Origin of the sequence: Devosia sp. 2618 (assembly GCF_040546815.1) — a bacterium.
Classification (GTDB): Bacteria; Pseudomonadota; Alphaproteobacteria; order Rhizobiales; family Devosiaceae; genus Devosia.
On the sequence record NZ_JBEPOO010000001.1, the window covers coordinates 92,293 to 111,627 of the forward strand.

The 19,335-nt window shown below is 61.3% G+C and carries 14 protein-coding genes and 2 tRNA genes; 6 read left to right on the plus strand and 10 right to left on the minus strand.

Annotation, left to right across the window (positions count from 1 at the left end):
- Positions 1 to 2 precede the first annotated feature (2 nt).
- Positions 3 to 548 carry a hypoxanthine phosphoribosyltransferase gene (gene hpt, locus ABIE28_RS00465; RefSeq protein WP_354059116.1) on the minus strand — a complete coding sequence of 182 codons (546 nt, stop codon included), beginning with the start codon at positions 546 to 548 and terminating at the stop codon, positions 3 to 5.
- A 138-nt stretch (positions 549 to 686) separates the two neighbouring features.
- Between hpt and ABIE28_RS00470 the strand changes: the two genes are divergently transcribed.
- Positions 687 to 1,622, plus strand: a complete 936-nt coding sequence (locus ABIE28_RS00470) for an ABC transporter substrate-binding protein (protein ID WP_354059117.1) — start codon at positions 687 to 689, stop codon at positions 1,620 to 1,622.
- Positions 1,623 to 1,673: 51 nt separating this feature from the next.
- Here ABIE28_RS00470 and ABIE28_RS00475 read toward each other — a convergent pair whose 3' ends face one another.
- The 5 genes from ABIE28_RS00475 to ABIE28_RS00495 form a co-directional block, all read right to left on the minus strand.
- Positions 1,674 to 3,101, minus strand: coding sequence for a glutamate synthase subunit beta (locus ABIE28_RS00475; RefSeq protein ID WP_354059119.1), 1,428 nt, complete (start codon positions 3,099 to 3,101; stop codon positions 1,674 to 1,676).
- Between the two features lie 9 nt (positions 3,102 to 3,110).
- Positions 3,111 to 3,713 carry a glutathione S-transferase family protein gene (locus tag ABIE28_RS00480; RefSeq protein ID WP_354059121.1) on the minus strand — a complete coding sequence of 201 codons (603 nt, stop codon included), beginning with the start codon at positions 3,711 to 3,713 and terminating at the stop codon, positions 3,111 to 3,113.
- On the minus strand, positions 3,713 to 8,503 hold the full coding sequence (gltB, locus tag ABIE28_RS00485; RefSeq protein ID WP_502913347.1) for a glutamate synthase large subunit: 4,791 nt from the start codon (positions 8,501 to 8,503) through the stop codon (positions 3,713 to 3,715). The genes ABIE28_RS00480 and gltB overlap by 1 nt, the downstream gene beginning before the upstream one ends.
- A gap of 601 nt (positions 8,504 to 9,104) precedes the next feature.
- Positions 9,105 to 9,578 carry a DNA starvation/stationary phase protection protein Dps gene (gene dps / locus ABIE28_RS00490; RefSeq protein ID WP_354059123.1) on the minus strand — a complete coding sequence of 158 codons (474 nt, stop codon included), beginning with the start codon at positions 9,576 to 9,578 and terminating at the stop codon, positions 9,105 to 9,107.
- 208 nt (positions 9,579 to 9,786) lie between these two features.
- A complete protein-coding gene (locus ABIE28_RS00495) occupies positions 9,787 to 10,242 on the minus strand; it encodes an Hsp20 family protein (RefSeq protein WP_354059125.1) in 456 nt (151 codons plus the stop codon).
- 387 nt (positions 10,243 to 10,629) lie between these two features.
- Here ABIE28_RS00495 and ABIE28_RS00500 point away from each other — a divergent pair, with 387 nt between their 5' ends.
- Positions 10,630 to 11,601, plus strand: a complete 972-nt coding sequence (locus ABIE28_RS00500) for an alpha/beta hydrolase (protein WP_354059127.1) — start codon at positions 10,630 to 10,632, stop codon at positions 11,599 to 11,601.
- A gap of 129 nt (positions 11,602 to 11,730) precedes the next feature.
- Here the strand turns inward: ABIE28_RS00500 and hisN are convergent, their stop codons facing one another.
- Together hisN and ABIE28_RS00510 are read right to left on the minus strand one after the other, a co-directional pair.
- Entirely contained in the window at positions 11,731 to 12,519 is a 789-nt protein-coding gene (hisN, locus tag ABIE28_RS00505; RefSeq protein ID WP_354059129.1) for a histidinol-phosphatase, read from the minus strand.
- 126 nt (positions 12,520 to 12,645) lie between these two features.
- Positions 12,646 to 13,542 (minus strand): N-formylglutamate amidohydrolase, encoded by an 897-nt coding sequence (locus ABIE28_RS00510; protein WP_354059131.1) that lies wholly within the window; start codon positions 13,540 to 13,542, stop codon positions 12,646 to 12,648.
- Positions 13,543 to 13,735: 193 nt separating this feature from the next.
- Here ABIE28_RS00510 and cpdR point away from each other — a divergent pair, with 193 nt between their 5' ends.
- The 3 genes from cpdR (at position 13,736) to ABIE28_RS00525 (ending at position 14,495) form a co-directional block, all read left to right on the plus strand.
- The gene (gene cpdR / locus ABIE28_RS00515; RefSeq protein ID WP_046105558.1) at positions 13,736 to 14,095 is read left to right on the plus strand and encodes a cell cycle two-component system response regulator CpdR; all 360 of its coding nucleotides are present in this window, start codon (positions 13,736 to 13,738) and stop codon (positions 14,093 to 14,095) included.
- 222 nt (positions 14,096 to 14,317) lie between these two features.
- Positions 14,318 to 14,392 (plus strand) — tRNA-Val (locus ABIE28_RS00520).
- A 28-nt stretch (positions 14,393 to 14,420) separates the two neighbouring features.
- Positions 14,421 to 14,495 (plus strand) — tRNA-Val (locus tag ABIE28_RS00525).
- 289 nt (positions 14,496 to 14,784) lie between these two features.
- Here the strand turns inward: ABIE28_RS00525 and ABIE28_RS00530 are convergent.
- Positions 14,785 to 15,936, minus strand: coding sequence for a GGDEF domain-containing protein (locus ABIE28_RS00530; RefSeq protein ID WP_354059134.1), 1,152 nt, complete (start codon positions 15,934 to 15,936; stop codon positions 14,785 to 14,787).
- 244 nt (positions 15,937 to 16,180) lie between these two features.
- On the opposite strand from ABIE28_RS00530, the gene msrB reads away from it, so the two are divergent.
- Positions 16,181 to 16,585, plus strand: coding sequence for a peptide-methionine (R)-S-oxide reductase MsrB (gene msrB / locus ABIE28_RS00535; RefSeq protein WP_354066368.1), 405 nt, complete (start codon positions 16,181 to 16,183; stop codon positions 16,583 to 16,585).
- A gap of 252 nt (positions 16,586 to 16,837) precedes the next feature.
- On the opposite strand, the gene hrpB is transcribed toward msrB, so the two are convergent.
- Complete coding sequence (gene hrpB, locus ABIE28_RS00540) at positions 16,838 to 19,288, minus strand: ATP-dependent helicase HrpB (RefSeq protein WP_354066369.1); 2,451 nt, start codon at positions 19,286 to 19,288, stop codon at positions 16,838 to 16,840.
- Positions 19,289 to 19,335: the final 47 nt, after the last annotated feature.

Here is a 19,335-nt window from a genome sequence, read left to right on the forward strand (position 1 = left end):
CACTATTCCGAATCGGTGAAGCGGACGGCGCCGATATGGGGCAGATTGCGATTGCGCTGGGCGTAGTCGATGCCGTAGCCGACAACGAACTTGTCGGGAATGTCGAAGCCAACCCATTTCGCCTGCACATCGGTTTCGCGACGGCTGGGCTTGTTGAGCAGGGCGCAGACTTCCATACGGCGCGGGTGGCGTGTTTCAAGGATTTCGAGCACGTGCTTGAGTGTGTGGCCGGTGTCGATGATGTCTTCCACCACCAGCACGTCGCGGCCCGCTATTTCGCCGCGCAGATCCTTGAGGATGCGCACTTCGCGGCTCGATTGCATGGTGTTGCCATAGGACGAGGCTTCGAGGAAATCGACTTCGACCGGCAGGTCGAGTTCACGCACCAGATCGGCGATAAAGATGAACGAGCCGCGCAGCAGGCCGACGACCACCAGCTTGTCGGTGTCGGCGAAGTGAGTCGAAATCTCCTTGGCCAGCGCCTCGACGCGGGCGGCGATCGCCTTGGCGGAGATGAGTTCTTCGACGATATAGGGCTTGCCGGTCATGGGGCGCTGTTCCTGCCAGTTACGGTCGCCTTGTAGCTGGACGAGGGCGGGTCGACAACGGTCAGATTACTTGACTGTTATGATCATGTTATCTAGATCGAAGCGGACCGTCGCGCCGCTGCGATGGATGGGGACATCATGACCAAATCGCTCAATCGTCGTCAGTTCGGCCTGGGTGCCACAGCTCTTTTGGCCGGCGCCAGCCTGCCTGTCACGGCGTTTGCGCAGAGCGCGACGCGGACGGTGACGACGTTGCTCGGAACCTACGATATTCCCAAGAACCCCAAGCGGGTCGTGGCGATTGATCCGCGAACCGACTATGAGCCGGCTTTGGTGCTGGGCCTGCCAATTATTGCCGTTGGGCAAAGCGAATTCTGGGGCGACCTCAGCAATACGCCGCGCTCGCCCGAGCTGATTTCGATACCGCTGCCGACCACTGCAGAGGCAGTGCTGGCGCTGGAGCCAGACTTGATCATCTGTTCGGGCGAAGACCCGAGCGGCGACTGGTGGCCGGCGGCGCGCCTGCAGCAGATTGCGCCAGTACTGACCACGACCTTTACCCGCAAATGGCAGGACGACCTGCTCGAGCTGGCAGATTGGCTGGATCGTCGTGAGCCCGCCGACAAGGCTGTGGCCGACTACACGGCAGCCGCCGACGCGATCAAGGTGCGCTATGCCGACCAGCTGGCCAAGGACAAGGTCGCCATTCTGACCTTCAGCGCCGAGTTCCGCTCGTTCAACGTCTTCATTCCAGGCGGTGAGTATTCGGACCCCAAGGGGCAACTGCTTGCCGACGTCGGGGCCATCACTATTGATCCCAAGATACTGGGCGACGGCGAAAGCTTTGGCATGGAGAGCATTGTCGACGTGCTGGGCGACGTCGATGCGATCCTGCTCTGTAATATGGGCAATGGTTCGGTGAGCGATCTTGAAGGCGACGTGCTGTGGCAGCGGCTGCCGGCTGTGGTGGCCGGACGCGTCCACGAGTCGACGGGCTATATGTGGTACGGCTCGTATTTCACGGCGATGAAGGCCCTGGGTGAACTAGAAGCCACCCTGGCGCTCGGCGCATAAAACAAAAAGGCCAGCCGGTTAAGGCTGGCCTTTGAACTTGGCATGGACCGGTCAGCGCGGCAGGTCGGTCTTGCCCATCAGGTCGTAGTCGATGGAGCGAGCGGCCTGGCGGCCTTCGCGGATGGCCCAGACGACGAGCGACTGGCCACGGCGCATGTCGCCTGCGGCATATACCTTGGCAACGGTGGTCTTGTAGCTCAGCGTGTCGGCAAAGAGATTGCCGCGCTTGTCGAGCTGCGCGCCCAGTTCGGTCAGCATGCCTTCATGCACCGGCGACGCGAAGCCGATGGCCAAAAGCACCAAGTCCGCCTTGATGATGAACTCGGTGCCGGGGATGGGCTGGCGTGCGCGATCGACGCGCGCGCATTCAACGCCCGTGACCTGACCCTTGGCATTGCCAATGATCTTCATGGTGCCAGCCGCAAATTCGCGGATGGCGCCTTCGGCCTGCGATGAGGATGTGCGCATCTTGACCGCCCAGTTGGGCCAGTTGGTCATCTTGTTTTCTAGCTCTGGCGGCATTGGCCGCACGTCAAGCTGGGTCACGGCGATGGCGCCCTGGCGGAAGCTGGTGCCGACGCAGTCGGACGCAGTATCGCCGCCACCAACCACCACGACATGCTTGCCGGCGGCAGTCAGCTGGAGCTGTTCCGACACATCCTCGCCGCCGAGGCGACGGTTCTGCTGTACGAGGAATGGCATGGCGTAGTGGACACCATTGAGCTCAATGCCTTCGCTATCGACGTCGCGTGGCTTTTCCGAACCACCGGCCAGCAGCACGGCGTCGTGCTTGGCCTGGAGATCAGAGAGCGGGCGGGTGACGCCGATGTTTTCGCCATAGTGGAAGGTCACGCCTTCAGCTTCCATCTGCTCGACGCGGAAGTCGATGTGTTCCTTCTCCATCTTGAAGTCGGGAATGCCATAGCGCATCAGGCCGCCAGCCTTGGGTTCGCGCTCATAAAGATGCACGTCGTGACCGGCGCGGGCCAACTGCTGGGCAGCCGCCAGACCTGCGGGGCCGGAGCCGACAATGGCGACCGACTTGCCGGTCTTGGCCTTGGCGACCTGTGGCTTGATCCAGCCCGAGCGGATGGCTCGGTCGGCAATCGCCTGTTCCACCGTCTTGATGGCGACAGGCACGTCTTCAAGGTTGAGCGTGCAGGCTTCCTCGCAGGGAGCGGGGCAGATGCGGCCGGTAAATTCGGGGAAGTTGTTGGTCGAATGCAGGTTGCGCGCGGCTTCTTCCCAGTCGCCGTTGAACACCAGATCGTTCCAGTCGGGGATCTGGTTGTGCACCGGACAGCCCGTATCGCCGTGGCAGAACGGAACGCCGCAATCCATGCAGCGCGCCGCCTGATCGACGATGCGCCCTTCGGTCATCGGAATGGTGAACTCGCCGAAATGGCGGATACGATCGGAGGCCGGCTCATAGCGTGGCTCTTCGCGTTCGATCTCGAGAAAGCCTGTTACCTTACCCATGCCTTGCTCCTAATTCTCTGCCGTGAAGGCAGGTCGTCCGAGTTCGTGTTCGCAGGCGGCAATCCAGGCCAACAGCGCGGGCCGCCCGTTCAAATCAAATCCGCCCTGCGGTGCCTGGCGCGTATAGGCCAGCAGCGCAATGTCGGCGATGGTCATCGTCTCACCCACCAGCCAAGTCCGGCCGGTCAGCGCCTGTTCCATGAGGTCGAGCGCCTTGTTGCCGCGCAGCACCAAGGCTGGGTCGAGATCGGCAGGCGCCACGCCATCATAGACGACGCGGGCGCGAGCGACAGCGACGGTTGGCTCGTGGCTATACTGTTCCCAGAACAGCCACTCGTCGACCTTGGCCGCTTCGTAAGCGTCGGTCGGCAGGAAGCGCGTGCCCTGCGCCAGATAGCGCAGGATGGCGTTTGACTGGGCCAGCGTGCGGCCATCATCGAGAACGATGACGGGCATCTGGCCAGCCGGATTGAGCTTCAAGAATTCAGCCGAAGCGGTCTCGCCGGAGCGGGACCGAATTTCGTGCAGGACAAAGGGCGTGCCGGTGGCGTCGGCGATATACTTGACCTTGAGGACGTTGCCGGACCCAAGGTTGCCATAGAGCTGCAACATTATTCTGCAGCCGCCACGCCCATGCCGCCACTGGCCCGCTTTTTCTCCATCTCCTTGATGGCGCGTCGATATTCGACCGGCATCACCTTGACGAATTTCGGACGCATCTCGACCCAGTTGTCCAGAATGAACTTGGCGCGGGTCGAGCCGGTATAGTGCAGGTGGTTGGAGATGAGCTGGTGCAGGCGTTCATCGTCGTGCTTGGTCATGTCGCCGGAAATGTCGACGCGGCCATGCCATTCGAGATCACCACCGTGGTGGTGAATCTGCTGCATGAGCGCTTCTTCTTCCGGAACAGGCTCGAGTTCGACCATAGCGAGGTTGCAGCGCTCGCGGAAGGTTTCGTCTTCGTCGAGCACATAGGCCACGCCGCCCGACATGCCGGCAGCAAAGTTGCGGCCGGTCTGCCCGATGACGACGACAACGCCGCCGGTCATGTATTCGCAGCCGTGGTCGCCCGTGCCTTCGACAACCGCGATGGCGCCGGAGTTGCGGACGGCAAAGCGTTCGCCGGCTACGCCACGGAAATAGCATTCACCCGCGATGGCGCCGTAAAGCACCGTGTTGCCAACGATGATCGAGTTTTCGGGCTTGAACGTCACCTTGTCGGAGGGACGCACCACGATGCGACCACCAGAAAGGCCCTTGCCGACATAATCGTTGGCGTCGCCCACCATGTCGATGGAGATGCCGCGCGCGAGGAAGGCGCCGAAGGCCTGGCCGGCGGTGCCGGTCAGCTTGATCGAGATCGTGTCGTCCGGCAGGCCCTCATGGCCATACTTCTTAGCCAAGGCACCCGACAGCATGGCACCAGCCGAGCGGTCGCGGCTGCGGATGGGCAGCTCGATCTGGACGGCTTCGCCTCGGGCAAGTGCTGGCTCTGCCAGTTCGACCAGCTTGCGGTCGAGCACGGCTTCGAGGTGATGGTTCTGGCTCTCGGAGTGATACAGCGTGTCGCCACCGAGCGGCTCGGGCTTGTAGAACAGCTTACTGAAATCGACGCCTTCGCTCTTCCAGTAGTCGAGCATCTTGCGCTGATCGAGCAGGTCGGAACGACCGGTGAGTTCCTGAAGGGTGCGGGCACCCATACCAGCCATCAAGCCGCGCAGTTCTTCGGCGATGAAAAAGAAATAGTTGATGACGTGCTCGGGCGTGCCCTTGAAGCGCTTGCGCAGCACCGGGTCCTGGGTGGCAACGCCAACCGGGCAGGTGTTGAGGTGACACTTGCGCATCATGATGCAGCCAGCGGCGATCAGTGGAGCGGTCGAAAAGCCGAACTCGTCAGCGCCGAGCAGGGCGCCGATCAGCACGTCTCGACCGGTCTTGAGACCGCCATCGACCTGCAGCACGACGCGGCTGCGCAGGCGGTTGAGCACCAGCGTCTGATGGGTTTCGGCCAGGCCGATTTCCCATGGCCCGCCAGCATGCTTGAGCGAGGTCAGCGGCGATGCGCCGGTGCCGCCATCATAGCCGGAGACCGTGATGTGATCGGCGCGCGCCTTTGCAACGCCGGCCGCAACCGTGCCGACGCCGACTTCCGACACCAGCTTGACCGAGATATCGGCCTGCTCGTTGACGTTCTTGAGATCGTAAATGAGCTGGGCGAGATCTTCGATTGAGTAAATGTCGTGGTGCGGCGGTGGGCTGATGAGGCCGACGCCGGGCGTCGAGTGACGCGTCTTGGCGACAACCCAATCAACTTTGTGGCCGGGCAACTGACCGCCTTCGCCGGGCTTGGCACCCTGCGCGACCTTGATCTGGAGCTGGTCGGCATTGACCAGATATTCGGTGGTGACGCCAAAGCGACCTGAAGCGATCTGCTTGATGGCAGAGCGCATTGGGTTGCGCGAACCGTCGGGCAGGGGCTTGTAGCGGTCGGGCTCTTCGCCGCCTTCGCCGGTGTTGGACTTGCCACCAATGCGGTTCATCGCCTGGGCGAGGGTGGTATGGGCTTCGCGGCTGATCGAGCCAAAGCTCATCGCACCGGTGACGAAACGCTTGACGATATCGACGGCTGGCTCAACCTCATCGAGTGGTACGGCTTCGCCGAGTGGGCGGATTTCGAACAGGTTACGGATGGCCAAATAGCCATTTTCGCCCGAGTTCACGCGCTCGGCAAAGCTGTTGTAACGATCCTGCGCGGTTTCGGGACTTTCGTCCTTGGTGCGTACCGCATGCTGCAGATCCGAGACGACGTCCGGGCTCCAGGCGTGCTTTTCGCCGCGGATGCGGTAGGCATATTCGCCACCGACATCGAGCGACTTGCGCAGCACGGCGTCATCGCCGAAGGCCAGCGCGTGACGGCGGACGGTTTCCTGCGCGACTTCCTTGAGGCCAACGCCTTCAATGGAGGTTGCGGTGCCGAAGAAATACTTGCGAACAAATTCGGTCGAGAGGCCAACAGCGTCGAAAATCTGCGCGCCGCAATAGGACTGGTAGGTGGAAATGCCCATCTTGGACATGACCTTAAGCAGGCCCTTGCCGACCGACTTGATATAGCGGTGCACGACTTCGTCGGCGTCCACCTCGTCGGGGAATTCGCGCTCAGCATGCAGTGCCGAGAGCGCTTCGAAGGCAAGGTAGGGGTTGATGGCTTCGGCGCCGTAGCCAGCCAGCATGGCGAAGTGATGGATTTCGCGAGCTTCACCCGTTTCAACCACGAGACCCGTCGAGGTGCGCAGACCCTTGCGGATCAGGTGATGGTGCACGGCGGCAAGCGCCAGCAGGGTCGGGATATCGAGCCGGTCGGCGGCAATGCGGCGATCGGACAGGATGATGATGTTGTATTCGCCGCGCACGGCCTCTTCGGCCTGCAGGCACAGGGCATCGATAGCTGCTTCCATGCCGGAGGCGCCCATGTCGGCTGGATAGGTGATGTCCAGCGTGATGGTCTTGAACTGGTTGGTCTCGATGTCGCCAATGGCGCGGATCTTTTCGAGATCCTCATTGGTCAGGATCGGCTGGCGCACTTCGAGCCGCTTGACCTTGGAGAGACCTTCAAGATCGAACAGGTTTGGGCGCGGACCGATGAACGAGACTAGGCTCATCACCGATTCCTCGCGGATCGGATCGATCGGCGGGTTGGTGACCTGGGCGAAGTTCTGTTTGAAATAGGTGTAGAGCAGCTTTGGCTTGTTCGACAGCGCCGAGATCGGCGTATCGGTACCCATCGAGCCAACAGCTTCCTGACCGGTGGTCGCCATAGGCGCCATCAGCAGCTTGATGTCTTCCTGAGTATACGCAAAGGCCTGCAGACGATCGAGCAAAGCCTCGGTCGGCTCGGTTGCCTTGGGGGCAACGGCGGGCAGGTCCTCGAGCACGATCTGCGTGCGGGCGAGCCAATCGGCATAGGGGTTGGCGGTTGCCAGCGTGGACTTGATTTCGTCGTCAGAGATGATGCGACCCTGTTCGAGATCGATCAGCAACATGCGGCCCGGCTGCAGGCGCCAGCGTTCGACGATGTCCTCATCGGGAATGGTCAGCACGCCAGACTCGGAGGCCAGCACGACGTGGCCCTCCTTGGTCACGAGATAGCGGGCTGGGCGCAGACCGTTCCGGTCGAGCGTTGCCACAACATAGCGACCATCGCTGATCGACATGGCGGCAGGGCCGTCCCATGGTTCCATCAGCGAGGCGTGGTATTGATAGAAGTCGCGGCGCTTCTCGCTCATCAGCGGGTTGCCAGCCCAGGCTTCGGGGATCAGCATCATCGCGGCATGCGGCAGCGTGTAGCCACCGCGCACGAGGAATTCGAGCGCGTTGTCAAAGCAGGCCGTGTCGGACTGGCCTTCATACGAGATTGGCCAGATCTTGGTGATGTCATCGCCAAACAGGGGCGAAGACACCGACGCCTGGCGGGCCGCCATCCAGTTGACGTTGCCACGGATGGTGTTGATTTCACCATTGTGGGTGGTCATGCGGTAGGGGTGGGCCAGCTTCCAGCTTGGGAATGTGTTGGTCGAAAAGCGCTGGTGCACGAGGGCGATGGCGCTCTCGAAATCCTGGTCATGCAGATCGAGATAGAACGCCCCCAGCTGGTCGGCCAGGAACATGCCCTTATAGACAATGGTGCGGGCCGACATCGACACGACGTAAAAGCCGTTATCGCCGTCGCTCTCGGGCACTGCCGCATAGACCGTGTTGGAGATGACCTTGCGCACGATCAGGAGCTTGCGCTCGAACTCGTCGAGCGTCAGTCCTTCAGGGCGCGCAATCACCAGCTGCTCGATGACCGGCTGAGTAGCGATAACGCCCCTGCTGAGCTTTCCATTGTTGGTGGGAACAACGCGTTCGCCCAGAATGGTCAGGCCTTCGCGCAGGATGCAGCCATGCACCACCTCGGCCACGCGATCGCGCAGGCCTTCGATGTTGGGGTAAAACAACATGGCGACGGCGTAATGGTGCTTTTCCGGCAGGGCGAACGGCAGCACCTTCTTGAAAAAGTTGTGCGGCGTCTGCACCAGAATACCAGCGCCATCGCCCATGAGCGGGTCGGCGCCGACGGCGCCACGGTGTTCGAGGTTCTCGAGAATTTCGAGACCCTTCTCGACCACTTCGTGGCTGGAGATGTTCTTGATGTTGGCGATCATGCCGATGCCGCAGGCATCATGCTCGTTGGCTGGATCATAAAGGCCCTGTGCCTCGGGGCGACCGGCAAAGCCGACTGGGCGACCGTTCTCGATCAAGGTTTTGCGATTGGCTTTGCTCGTCGCTACGGGTGAAAGCTGTCCGTTACGCTCGTGTGCCATGTCGTTGTTCCTCGCTCGTTGATCGTGCCCGTTGCCGGGCATTGGTCGCTATGTCGTATGCATCCGTTGAAGGTGCCGCGTTGGCGGCGGGGTGGATGCGGTTCGTCCTCTTGTGGGCGCGTTGCTTATGCGGGTCGTACGCAGTACGGCTCGAATGAGCAAAGACGTCCATGCATGGGGAGTGGCGCTGCATCCAAATGGCCACTCAATTCGGGCTTAGCTTAGCCCCGCCTGTCCGTTTCCGCTATCGGATAGCGGGCCAGCCGGATCGGCGTGCGCGCTGGCCGCGGAGAGCGGGGCGACGCGTCAGATAGGACAGCCGTGCTGCCCTAACCTCTGCAGATTTGCATAATTCCAAACTACGAGCAAGCAACAAAGTTGGACTTTGTGACATTTTCATAGGAAAGCCTATATTTTACTATAGGACTTGTAGGGCTTTTTGAGGGTATTTGCACAAATTCTGCGCAGTCTGCGCAGAATTTGTGCGGAATTCCTATTTATGGGGGTATTTTCCCAGTGAAGTCCTACAGCGCGCTGCGCATGTGTAGGAGAATTGGGGCGGAAATGCCTTAAAGACGCCTCCGTCGACGGCCCGAATAGTATTTTGCGTCAGCGGTGCTGTGCGGAACCGCGTTATCTGACCCTATTCGAGGTGGGACTTTATGAACCAGAGGTTCTTGTCGAGGTCGCGCGAGAAGGCGGTCAGGATATCAGCCGCGTCGGCGTCACCGGCTTCATCTGTCGCGTCAATATCGTCGCGCACCTGATTGGCTAGCGCGGCATAGCGATCGGCGAGCGCCGCCAGATGATCGGACGTTTTGCGGATATCGGTTGGGTAGGGCGCGAGTTTGGTGGCCTTGGCAACGATCTGGCTGGTGCCGAGCGCAATGCCATCGAGCTGCGCGACGCGCTCGGCAATGGTGTCGGCATGATCATCAATAGTGGCGCGCATCGGATCGAGCATTTCGTGCACGGCGATGAAGTTCGGTCCCTTGAGGTTCCAATGTGCCTGCTTGGTGATCAGTGCGAGGTCGATGGCGTCGGCCAGGCGGGCGTTGAGGATGTCGATAACGGCCGATTTGGCATTGGCCTTGATGGCGATCGATGGGGTTTTCATGGCAAGTCCTTTGACGCTGCAAATTCTCACCAATCAACCAAACCGAAGGCAGGCGGTTCCCGATGGGGTGAAATTTGGCGGGGAGGTTGCTGAGAAGTTGGTGAACATCTGAAGTTCGCCCCGCGATGTGAGTAGCATCAGACTAAACAAAACAAAAAGGCGCAGTCCGTGCAGACTGCGCCTTTCATCGTAACTGCGAGAAAGTCGATTAGTTGACCGACTTGTCCTCGATGGTGGTGGTGCTGCCGGTGATTTGAATGCTGCGGGGCTTCTTGCTCTCAGGCAATTCGCGCTTCAGTTCGAGGTGGAGCAGGCCGTTTTCGAGCGAGGCGCCCTGAACTTCCACATAGTCGGCCAGTTGGAAGCGCAGCTCGAAAGCGCGCTCGGCAATGCCGCGGTGGAGGAATTCACGGGCCTTGTCGGTGCCTTCAGCGGACTTGGCGCCTTTAACGACCAGATTGTTCTCCTTGGTTTCGATGGCGATATCGCCATTGGAGAAACCGGCTACAGCGATCGAGATGCGGTAGGCGTCATCGCCAGTGCGCTCGATGTTGTAAGGAGGGTAGGTCTTGGCTTCCTGCCCGACCAAGTTGTCGAGGCGGTTAAAGACCCGGTCAAAACCGACTGTGGAGCGATAAAAGGGGGAAAAATCGATGGTCTGCATAGTCACATTCTCCTGTGAGCAACGTGGATGTCCCGATGGTCTCGACAGTGCCCCCAACATTAGGCGAGCAGCATGGTTTCGAGGTCGGGGTTCCCGGTAATTCCGGCGAACGATTGAAATATGGGAGGCCGTTTCGGCGGTTCAAGGGGCGTTTCCACAAGCGCAAACATGAACTGAATATGAACATGTGAGTCTGGGTGAGTTCATGCTCGAAGCCCTACAACCGGGTCATGCGCTGAGGAACACCAAGGCGCTAACCCAAAGCGGCCCATCACCCGCCCCCCGCATGGGCCGCACAAAAGGAAACCGGTATCTCCCTGGAGATGCCGGTTTTCCTTTTTCAATGGGTTTGCTCTAAGACCAAGGGACACGCTTGCGGAAGTGCCCATGATCACCGTCGACCCCAATGGACCCAGCCTGGTCAATATCCCGTCCAACCCGGTGCCCGAGGGTGCGCGGGTGGGTTTTTTCAAGACCAGCGATAATGTGCAGTTGCGTTATGCGCTGTGGCCCAAACTTGAGGGCGTGCATCGGGGCACGATCTGTCTGGTGCAGGGGCGCACCGAGTTTATCGAGAAGTACTTCGAGACCATCTCCGATTTCCGGCGGCGCGGCTTTTCGGTCGCGACCTTCGACTGGCGCGGGCAGGGCGGGTCGGATCGACTGATCGGCAATAAGAGCCTGGGTTATGTCGACCGGTTCGAGGATTACTGGCTCGACCTGAAAAGCTTTCACGGCGAAATCCTGCTGCCCGATTGCCCGCCACCATTCTATCTGGTGGGCCATTCTATGGGCGGCCTCGCTTCGCTCTATGCGGCGATCAATGACCGGCTGATGTTCGACCGGATATTTTTGTCTGCCCCGATGGTGTCGCTGGACCACCAGCCTCTCAGCATGAAGGGCATGGCGCGGGTCACCGAAACATTGAGTTTTCTGGGGTTGGGGCAAGTGCCGATTGGCCGAAAAGCCGACAAGCCAGTTTCCGAAACAACATTTCCCGGCAATCCACTCACCGGCGACCTGCTGCGCTACATGCGATCCGTCGATGTGCTGAAACAAAGACCGGATCTAACAATTGGAAAGCCCACGATCCGCTGGGCTGCGGCGGCCATGGGCGCCATGGCGGAAGCGGCACAGGTCGACTTTCCGGGACGTATCCGGATCCCGCTGCTGATGCTGGCGGCAGCGCGCGACACTGTAGTGTCGACCTCGGCCATTGAGCAGTTGGGCCTGCGTATGCGCACGGGCCGGCATCTGGTGATCGCCGGCGCGCGGCACGAGATGTTTATGGAAACGGACGCGGTGCGCGGCCAGGTATTTGCCGCGTTTGATGCGTTTATTACCGAGCAGAGTGTTTAGGCACGTCCTCGTGGTTCGAGGGTCGCTGCGCTTCCACCTCACCATGAGGACTACTGGAACATTGAGCTAAAAGTAGCCCTCATGGTGAGGTGCGAGTTTTTCACGAGCCTCGAACCACGAGGGCGTGGCTCAGTTCGCGTTGACCAGTTCCAGCGCCTTTTCCAACAGTTTCGACGTTGCCGCGGCCACGACATTGCCGCCGCCGGTGGGTTCGCTGCCGTCCCAGCAGGCGATGGCGCCGCCGGCTTCACGGATGATGGGGACCAGCGCGGCGATGTCATAGGTGTTGAGGAAAGGCTCAATGACGATGTCGGCGTGACCGGCGGCTAGCAGCGCATAGCCATAGCAATCCATACCGAAACGCTGCAGGCGGGTGGCAGATTCGACGGCTTTCCACTTGCTCAGCAGCTCCGGCGTCCGGAACAGCGAGGGTGTGGTGGTAAAAACGCGGGAGGGCGACAATTCGGTCTGGCCGCTGGTGCGGATTGGTGTGGTCAGGTCGCCACGGCGATAGGTGGCGCGGCCGGGCACGGCGAGGAAGGTCTCCCCCATAAAGGGTTGAGCCATGATGCCGGCAATGGCGACGCCCTTATGGGCAAAGCCGATCAGCGTGCCCCAGACCGGGGCGCCGGAGATGAAGGCGCGGGTGCCATCGACCGGGTCAATGATCCAGGAATAATCGCTGTCACCGGTCGTGCCCCATTCTTCGCCGATAATGGCGTGATCGGGGAAGTGTTCGGCGATGACGGCGCGAATGATGGTCTCGGCGCCTTTGTCGGCTTCGGTGACAGGATCAAAGCCTTCGCTAAGCTTGTTGTCGACCGGCAACGGGGTTCGAAACAGCGGCAGGGTGTGCTTGGCGGCGGCATCGGCTGCAGCAAGCAGGGTGGATTCGACTTTGGCGAGATCGAGGGTCATGGGCGGGGTCCGTGCCACGACCTCGTGGTTCGACAGGCTCACCATGAGGTCTACTGAGAGTGGCCTACATAACCACGCTGGGGCTGGTGGGGAAGAGGAGTCTTTGGTTGGGGTGCTCTTACTTTTCTATTCTGCCGCCAGCTTTTCAGCAGGCGCATTGCCAGCAGCCAATGAGATCAAATCGAGCCCGATCAGCGCAAAAATCAGCCGGTCGAGCAGAGCACGAACCGCTTCAAAACCCTCGTGCTTGATCAGCGTAACCTCGTTCATATAGAGGTGGCGGCTGATTTCGATCTGCAGGGCATGCACGCCATGTTGTGGGCGGCCATAGCTGCGTGTGGCAAAGCCCCCGGCATAGGGACGGTTGCGCGCGACCTTGAGGCCCGCACTGACGAAAATGGTTTCGACCAGATCGACCAGGCCCGGCGCGCAGGTGGTGCCGTAGCGGTCTCCCAGCACGATGTCGGGTGATGGCTTGTCGCCGGCGCGGGTGATGCGCGGCATGGAGTGGCAGTCGATCAGCAGTGCCACACCAAAGGCACTGATGGCTTCGCTCAGCAGTTTTTGCAGCGCTGCATGATAGGGGTGATAAATGCCCTCGATGCGCATTCGGGCGTCATCGAGCGTCAGGCGATCCTTGTAGATCGGCTTGTTCTCGGCAACCACGCGCGCCAACGTGCCTAGCCCCGCCGCAACGCGTGGTGAGGTGGTGTTGAACCGATCCGACAGCGGCTCGACGAACATGGTGGGATCGAGTTCCCATGGCTCGCGATTGACGTCGAGATAGGCGCGCGGAAAGTGGGCGCGCAGCATGGGGGCGCCGAGATGGGGCGCACGGCCAAATAGCTCATCAACCCAGGCGTCTTCTGATTGTCGGATCGACAAATGATCGAGCCGCGTCATGGCCAGAAAGCGTTCTGGATAGACACGGCCGGAATGGGCGGAATTGAACACAACCGGGGCAACCAACCGGCGTGGCCGGATGGTTTCAAATGCTGGCTGATCCCAATAGTCGGACCGCACGCTGCCTCCCCAAAGAACGCCGAATTTCAAGGCGCCATACTGATTTGCGTTTCAGTGTCGTCTTTTGCGCCACTCTTGTCCAGATTGTCGCGTTTTTGCGAGGGAATTCGGCTTGCTGTTGCAGAAGTTCAAACTTCGCTTAAACATCCGCCTATACAGTTCGACTCAACGCCAGAATGGCCGGAGAGGTTTGATGAAGCGAATTCTGCTCGCGGAAGACGACAATGATATGCGCCAGTTCCTGACGCGGGCGCTGAAGAACGCGGGTTATGAAGTGGTTTCGTTCGATAACGGCCTTTCCGCCTATGAGCGCCTGCGCGAAGAACCGTTTTCGCTGCTGCTCAGCGATATCGTGATGCCCGAAATGGACGGCATCGAGCTGGCGCGCCGCGCCACCGAGCTCGATCCGGACCTCAAGGTGATGTTCATCACCGGTTTTGCCGCCGTTGCACTGAACCCCGATAGCGACGCGCCAAAGGATGCTTCGGTGCTGAGCAAGCCGTTTCACCTCAAGGATCTGGTCAACGAGGTTGAGCGTCTGCTGGCTGCCTGATGGGCATTGGCTGACATCGACGCTGAGAACGTCCCCGCGAAAGCGGGGATTTTTGTTTGCGGGATGGCGTCGGGGAGGGAGTTTTCCACAAGCGGCGCACAAAAAGCTGTAGCGACGCATTTTGTCGCTTCGGGGCATGTCGAAGCCCCTTGACCCCCCACCGGGTTTTATGGTCTATCCGCGCCACTGGAAGGGTTTAGCGCCCTTCCTTCCCGGAGAGATGGGCGTATAGCTCAGCGGGAGAGCACCTCGTTGACATCGAGGGGGTCACAAGTTCGATCCTTGTTACGCCCACCATCTCTCTAAAGACTTTCGCCTCGGCGACGGGAGTATAGCTCAGCGGGAGAGCATTCGCTTCACACGCGAAGGGTCACAAGTTCAATCCTTGTTACTCCCACCATTCTTTCTTCAGCTGATGACGGTCTGCACCCGGCGTTCTTCTGCGCTCAGGTGCTCACGTACCAATATACGCTCCGCTTCGGCGCTTAAAGAGCCACCGGTTTCGACTTGTCCTGAGCTGAAGAAGCCGACTGCGGCGGCAAAGAAACGTCAAGACATCGTTCGATTGGCCGCAGTGCCACTGAAACCTCATCCTGAGCTTGTCGAAGGATGAGGTTGGGCTAACCCATGGTGCCACGACCTCGTGGTTCGACGGGCTCCCATGAGGTCTATACCTTCTGGCCACAGGCCTAGCCCGCGGCCAGTTTGGTCGCGCCCTGCATCAGTAATGCTTCGTCGAGATCACTCGGCTGATGCGGGACGTAGAGGCGGACGCTGTTGCGGCCGGCGTTCTTGGCGTCGTAGAGCGCCTTGTCGGCGCGTTGCAGCAGCGTGTCGAGGGCATCGCTCTTGGTCGCCGTGGCAACGCCGATGCTGACCGTGGTGTGGGGCGCGGCGGCCGGCATGGCGAACCGGGTTCGCAAGGCTTCGGCCAGCACCAGCGCCTGCCGCTCAGTGGTCTCTGGTAGCAGGATGGCAAATTCTTCGCCGCCGATCCTGCCATGCACAGCGCCGTCGGGCGCGTGCTGCTGCACGATCTGGCCGAAACGGCTGATGACGGCGTCGCCCGCAACGTGGCCAAAGTGATCGTTGATCTGTTTGAACAAATCGAGATCGGCGAGCAACAGCGCCGCCGGTGCGCCCGCGGCGACACTGCGGGCCAGGCTCGTTTCGCCATCTTCTTCAAAGCCACGTCGGTTCAGCAGACCCGAAAGCGTGTCGGTGCGGGCTTCGGACTGCAGTTTGTCGAGCAGTTGCATGGCAATTGCCACCATCAGCGACAATGCGAGGACAACCGAAATCAGCGCCTGGGTGAACTGGACGGTGCTCCAGTACAGCGACTGCTGGAAGCCAACATAATCGCTATATCCGCCATCGATCATGATGATGACGGTCGGTCGCAGTAGGAAATTGATGGCGGACAGCAGACAGGCCCAAAAGATCACATGATCGATTTTGTGCAACTGCCTGACCTTGCGCAGCTCCAAGACCGCCAGAAGTGCCATGGCAGACAGGGCAAAGCTGACGCAGATGATGCGCATGTTGAGGCTCGGCTGAACCAGCAGGAACCAGCACAGCGCTGCCATGCCGAAAGCGGAGATGATCGCAAAGCCGCGCCATGGAATATCGAGGCGATAGTGGCGGATCAACGAGCCCATGAGGAAGGCGGCGGCGAGCAGGAAAAACGCATTTGACGGGATGCGCTGCATCTCAAGTGGCAGCGGCGGCATCACGTCCTGGATCAGAAACCCAATGGCGGTGGCCAGATGGCCCGCACCGGCCAGCAGCACATAAAAATGGCCACGTCGCCCCTGCCAAAGCAGCAAAAATGCTACCGACAACAGAATGCTGATGCCTGGATTGAGCAGGGCTATGAACAGCGATCCGGCCAGAATTCCCTCCCCCAGCTTCCCGCTTTATAGGCGGGCAAAGATAAAAATGGGTTTAGGCGAACGCTGTGTTTTCTTCAGTCCTTTGTTTTATTGCGGCCTGTTTCAGCGCTTAGTGATGAGCGCTGCCCTATGGATGGGTGTGGGGCGTTCCTATATTGTGCGAACACAAAACGGGCGACGAAGGAGCGAAACCATGGACACCCATGCATTCAAGGTGACCCACACGGACGCCGAGTGGAGGGCCAAACTGACCCCTGAGCAGTATCAGGTGATGCGAAATCATGGCACTGAGCGGCCGGGCTCATGCGCGCTGCTGCATGAAACACGGCAGGGTGCTTTTTCCTGCGCCGGTTGCGACAGCCCGCTGTTTGAATCAACGCTGAAATTTGAAAGCGGCACGGGCTGGCCGAGCTTTAACAACCCGGTGCCCGGTTCGGTCGAGAACACCGAAGATCGCAGCTATGGCATGGTGCGTACCGAGTGCCATTGCGCGACTTGTGGCAGCCATTTGGGGCATGTGTTTCCCGATGGTCCGCCTCCGAGCGGCCTGCGCTATTGCATCAATGGCGTGGCGCTGAACTTTACGCCGGCTGAGTGAGTTATGGGCCCCGGAGTGATCCGGGGCTTTTTAATGTGCCGAAGGGGCGTTCTTGTTGGGATACCCCCATCCCGCCATTCGGCCACAGGCCTCATGGCCTTCTCACCTAAAATCACGCCACCGGCGTGATTCTGCCTGCGGCCGGTTCGAACTCCCCATGATAGGGGAGGAGTTTGGCGGGTGGGTGGGCAAGATCAAGCATCAAACTTGACGGGGTTCCTCCCCATTTCAGTTAGGTGGGGGTACTCTTTCTCAGGTTCCCCGCGGCTTGGCCCTCGCCGTGGCGGCTGCATTCACCGGATCATCGGGCCAGAAATGGCGTGGGTAGCGACCTTTCAAATCCTTGGCGACATCCTTCCAGCTGCCACGCCAGAAGCCGGGCAGGTCGCGGGTGGTCTGGATCGGGCGGTGCGCCGGCGAGAGTAGCACCAGCAAGAGTGGCACCTTGCCGCCTGCAACGGATGGATGGCGGTCGAGGCCGAACAGTTCCTGCACGCGCACCTCGAGCGCCGGGCCGTTTTCGGCTGCATAATCGATGGGCAGGTGGTTGCCGGACGGCGCGGAGAAGTGGCTGGGTAGCAGCTTGTCGATGTCCTGACGTTGCGCCCAAGGCTGCAGCGTATCGAGCGCGTTGCCGAGATGGGCGGCGGTTATGGCGCCGAGCCGGGTTTCGCCTAGAACGTGCGGCGTGAGCCAGTCGGGCTCCTCGGCTAGCGCCGTGTCGGACAGGTCGGGCCAATCGCTACCGAGGGTCTGGTGCAGATAGGTGGCGCGGGCGCGGAGGGCCTTTTGCTCCTTGCTCCAGGGCAATGCATCGACACGGCGGGCGGCTGCCTGGGCGAGGATCGTGGCGGCCTGCTGGAGGTCGGTGACGCTGACCGGATCGTCGGAGAGGCGCAGCGCGTCGAGCTGGCGGCTGCGACGGGCACGGACGCTGCCGGAGGCGATATCAAAGCTCAGCGTTTCGGTGTCGGTGATGCGGTGGGCAAAGAGCGTTTCGAGATCGGCGCGATCGAGGGTGGCTGCGGCGCGGATGCGGCTAATGGCGGCGGCGCCGGTAATGTCTGTGACGACGAGGAAGGGCGCGGCGGCCAGCGCGTCGGTTTGTTCGAGACTGGCCTGACGGCCGTTGGCGAGGCGGAATTTGCCGCGTAGACCGGCGGCCTGCGCGACGCGATCCGGAAAGGCGCGGGCGAGGTGGTGGCCTGCGGGCAGATTGCCGCCGGTGCCGCCACCGGCCAGTTTGGCCCAGCGGCGCGCCAACTGGCGGGCGTCGTCGGCGCGTTTGCTGCGCTCGGTGCGGAAGCGGTCGAGGCGATGGGCGAGGTCGGTGCCGTCGCCACCGAGGCCGCGTTCGCCGATTAACACGGCCAGTTCGGCGGCGGTCAGGACGTCGTCTTCGGCGGCAGCGGCGACGACCATATAGGCAAGGCGTGGATGCAGTGGGAGCCTGGCGAGGGCCTTGCCGCCGGCAGTGAGGCGGCCCGTGGCGTCGAGTGCGTCGAGGGATTTGAGGAGAGCAATGGCTTCGGCCCAGGCCGGGGCCGGTGGTGGATCAAGGAACGGCAGCCCTGCTGGGTCGGTGACGCCCCAGGAGGCGAGGTCGAGCGCAAAACCGGCCAGGTCTGCGGCGAGGATTTCGGGGGTATCGAAGGCTTCAAGTGCTGCGGTCTGGCCTTCGTTCCACAAACGGATGGCAACACCTGAGCTGGTGCGGCCGGCGCGGCCACGGCGTTGATCGGCCCCGGCGCGCGAAACGCGGGTGGTGGCGAGCGTCGTCAGGCCCGTATTGGGTTCATAGACCGGGACACGGCGGAAGCCGCTGTCGATGACGATGCGGACGGCGTCGATGGTCAGAGACGTTTCGGCGATGGAGGTGGCGAGCACGATCTTGCGGCGGCCCGGTTCGGCTGGACGGATGGCGCGGTCTTGTTCGGCTGGGGTGAGCTGGCCGTAAAGCGGGGCGATATCGATATCGGGCGATACGCGGCTGGCGAGGCGTTCGGCGACGCGGGTGATTTCGCCTTGGCCGGGCAGGAAGACCAGCGCCGAGCCTTCGTGTTCGCGCATCGCGGCAAGGACGGCCGAGGTGACCTGATCGTCGAGGCGCTGCAGCGGGTCGGGCTCGCGATGGATGGTTTGGACCGGGAAGGCACGGCCGAGGCTTTCGATGACCGGGGCGTCATCGAGCAATCGGGCGACACGGGCGCCGTCGATGGTGGCTGACATGACCAGCACGCGCAGGTCTGGACGAAGGGCGGCGGCGTCGAGTGTCAGGGCCAGTCCCAGATCGCCATCGAGGCTGCGTTCGTGGAATTCGTCGAACAGGACGGCGGCCACGCCGGTCAGTTCTGGATCGTCGAGCACCATGCGGGTGAAAACGCCTTCGGTGACGATTTCGATGCGGGTTCTGGCCGAGACCTTGCTGTCCATGCGAACGCGATAGCCGATGGTCTGGCCGACATCCTCGCCGATCAGGCGCGCCATTTGCGCGGCGGCGGCGCGGGCGGCGAGGCGGCGGGGTTCGAGCATGATGATGCGACTATCGCCGCGCCAGGATGCGTCGAGCAGCGCGAGGGGCACGCGGGTGGTCTTGCCGGCGCCGGGCGGTGCAACCAGCACGGCATAAGGCCCGGCCGCCAGTGCCGCCTGCAGGGCGGGCAATGCATCATTGATCGGCAGGGGTGGCATGGACGAGAGCATTGCCGGTTCATGGCGGATCAGCGAGGGTAGAGCAAGAGCCCAACCTC

Excerpts from the sequence above, each read along its gene's own strand:
- hpt (WP_354059116.1), bottom strand. The coding sequence starts at position 548 with ATGACCGGCAAGCCCTATATCGTCGAAGAACTCATCTCCGCCAAGGCG.
- ABIE28_RS00470 (WP_354059117.1), top strand. The coding sequence starts at position 687 with ATGACCAAATCGCTCAATCGTCGTCAGTTCGGCCTGGGTGCCACAGCT.
- ABIE28_RS00475 (WP_354059119.1), bottom strand. The coding sequence starts at position 3,101 with ATGGGTAAGGTAACAGGCTTTCTCGAGATCGAACGCGAAGAGCCACGC.
- ABIE28_RS00480 (WP_354059121.1), bottom strand. The coding sequence starts at position 3,713 with ATGTTGCAGCTCTATGGCAACCTTGGGTCCGGCAACGTCCTCAAGGTC.
- gltB (WP_502913347.1), bottom strand. The coding sequence starts at position 8,503 with ATGCCCGGCAACGGGCACGATCAACGAGCGAGGAACAACGACATGGCA.
- dps (WP_354059123.1), bottom strand. The coding sequence starts at position 9,578 with ATGAAAACCCCATCGATCGCCATCAAGGCCAATGCCAAATCGGCCGTT.
- ABIE28_RS00495 (WP_354059125.1), bottom strand. The coding sequence starts at position 10,242 with ATGCAGACCATCGATTTTTCCCCCTTTTATCGCTCCACAGTCGGTTTT.
- ABIE28_RS00500 (WP_354059127.1), top strand. The coding sequence starts at position 10,630 with ATGATCACCGTCGACCCCAATGGACCCAGCCTGGTCAATATCCCGTCC.
- hisN (WP_354059129.1), bottom strand. The coding sequence starts at position 12,519 with ATGACCCTCGATCTCGCCAAAGTCGAATCCACCCTGCTTGCTGCAGCC.
- cpdR (WP_046105558.1), top strand. The coding sequence starts at position 13,736 with ATGAAGCGAATTCTGCTCGCGGAAGACGACAATGATATGCGCCAGTTC.
- msrB (WP_354066368.1), top strand. The coding sequence starts at position 16,181 with ATGGACACCCATGCATTCAAGGTGACCCACACGGACGCCGAGTGGAGG.
- hrpB (WP_354066369.1), bottom strand. The coding sequence starts at position 19,288 with ATGCTCTCGTCCATGCCACCCCTGCCGATCAATGATGCATTGCCCGCC.